Source organism: Kitasatospora sp. NPDC057512 (genome assembly GCF_042802135.1).
In the GTDB taxonomy this organism is placed as follows: Bacteria; Actinomycetota; Actinomycetes; order Streptomycetales; family Streptomycetaceae; genus Kitasatospora.
This window is the reverse complement of the sequence record NZ_JBHVET010001115.1, coordinates 1-1,846: the sequence shown is the minus strand read 5'-3', so window position 1 is coordinate 1,846 and position 1,846 is coordinate 1. Positions and strand designations below refer to the sequence as shown.

At 73.6% G+C, this 1,846-nt stretch carries 2 protein-coding genes; both read right to left on the bottom strand.

Going from position 1 to position 1,846, the window contains the following annotated elements:
* Positions 1-35: 35 nt before the first annotated feature.
* On the bottom strand, positions 36-1,166 hold the full coding sequence (locus ACFU6K_RS38145; RefSeq protein ID WP_380671130.1) for an aminotransferase class I/II-fold pyridoxal phosphate-dependent enzyme: 1,131 nt from the start codon (positions 1,164-1,166) through the stop codon (positions 36-38).
* Complete coding sequence (locus tag ACFU6K_RS38140) at positions 1,163-1,819, bottom strand: transcriptional regulator (protein ID WP_380671128.1); 657 nt, start codon at positions 1,817-1,819, stop codon at positions 1,163-1,165. The genes ACFU6K_RS38145 and ACFU6K_RS38140 overlap by 4 nt, the downstream gene beginning before the upstream one ends.
* Between the last annotated feature and the right edge of the window lie 27 nt (positions 1,820-1,846).

Below are 1,846 nucleotides of genomic sequence, written 5' to 3'. Positions count from 1 at the left end.
GCGTTGGAAGCACCGCTCTGTGTTGGAAGCGCCGCTCAGCGTTTGCGGAGCCAGTCCCCGAAGGCCGCCAGGCCCGGGCCCGGGTCGCGGCGGCCGAGGCCGATCCTGAACCGGTCGGCCGGGGTCGGGGTCAACTCCGAGCGGAAGATCCCGGCGGGCAGCAGCAGCACGCCCGCCTGCTCGACCAGCGCGGTGCAGAACGCCTCCACGCCGTCCGGGCCCAGGTAGCGCGGGAAGGCGACGCAGCCGCCGTCCGGCGCGCGCCACTCGAAGAGGTCGGCGAACTCGGCGAAGAACGCGTCGAACAGCGGCAGGTTCCCGGCGATGATCGCGCGGTTGCGGGCCAGGATGCGGTCGCGGGCGGTGATCGCGATCCGGGCCAGCACCTCGCTCGGCGCCGAGTTGCAGATCGTGGTGTAGTGCTTGGCCCGCTCCAGGCGCGAGCGCAGCTCCTGGTCCCGGCAGGCGATCCAGCCGATCCGCAGGCCGGGCAGGCCGAGCGACTTGGAGGTCACATTGAGCGAGAGGGCCCGCTCCGAGAGGTCGGCGGCCTGCGGCAGGGCGCGGGCCGGGTCGCGCTCCAGGCCGCGGTAGACCTCGTCCGAGAACAGCCGGACACCGCGCTCGTCGCAGAGCTCGGCCAGCCGTACGAAGTCGGCGGCGTCGATCACCTTGCCGGTCGGGTTGTTCGGGAAGTTGACCGACAGCACCCTGGTGTTCGGCCGCAGCGCCGCCTCGACCGCGTCCAGGTCCAGCGCCCAGTCCCGCTCCGGGTCCAGCGCGACGCCGGTGACCTCGCAGAGCGAGAGCGGGACGGTCTCGGCGGACTGGTAGTTCGGGGTCAGCACCACCGCGTGGTCGCCCGGTTCGAGCAGGACCTGCATGGCGAGGTTGAGCCCCTCCTGGGCGCCGCCGAAGCAGATCACGTCGTCCTCGCCGACCCGCTCGTACATCCCGGCGACGGCGCGGCGCAGCCCGGGGTCGCCGAAGGTCTCGGTGTAGCCGAGGGCCAGGGTGTCCCAGGCCTCGCGGTCCTCGGGGCCCGCCAGGGCGAGCAGCTCGGCCATCGTCATGGTCTGCGCGTCGGAGGCGGTGAGGTGGTGGCGGGCGGTGAACTCCCAGCGCGAGAAGTGGGTTTCGAGCCGGAAGTCGGGGAGCCGGGTCACTGGTGGTCCTCCTTGGCGGGGCCCGCGGGGTGCTGCTTGAGCTCGGCGAGCAGGCCGTAGGCGGTGGAGCGGGAGATCCGCAGCGCGGTGGCGACGACGGGGACGGCGCGCCGGACGGCGAACACGCCCGCCCGGTCGAGTTCGCCCAGGACGGCGAGCCGGTCCTCGCGGGTGAAGCGCTCCAGCGGGCGGCCCTGGGCACGGACGTGCCCGCCGACCACGTCGTTGATCCGCTCGGTCCAGTCGCGTTCGAAGAGCGGTTCGGGGCGCGGCGCGGTGGGGGCGGCGAAGCCGGCCAGCAGGGCGGCGGCCTGCTCCAGCGGTCCGCGGTCGAGGTTGACGCAGAGCACCGCGGCGGGCTTCCCGTCGTCGTCGCGCAGGACGGCGCTGACCGAGGAGAGCCGCCGTCCGTCGGGCAGCAGCTTCTCGTACGGGCCGTAGACGTCGGGGGCGGAGGGGTCGATCCCGTCGAGCTCGCCGAGCAGCGACGGGTCGCCGGGGGCCCGGGGGGTCATCGGGTTCCAGATGGCGAGGACCCGGTCGGTGGCGGGGTCGTGCAGCACGACTTCGGCGTACGGGCCGAGCAGCAGGGCCACCGCGCGGCAGACCGGGGACCAGGTCCTAACGCGTGGGTCGGGGTTTTCCGCAGACATGCCTGGACTGTACGTCCGGATCGGACG

Excerpts from the sequence above, each read along its gene's own strand:
- ACFU6K_RS38140 (WP_380671128.1), bottom strand. The coding sequence starts at position 1,819 with ATGTCTGCGGAAAACCCCGACCCACGCGTTAGGACCTGGTCCCCGGTC.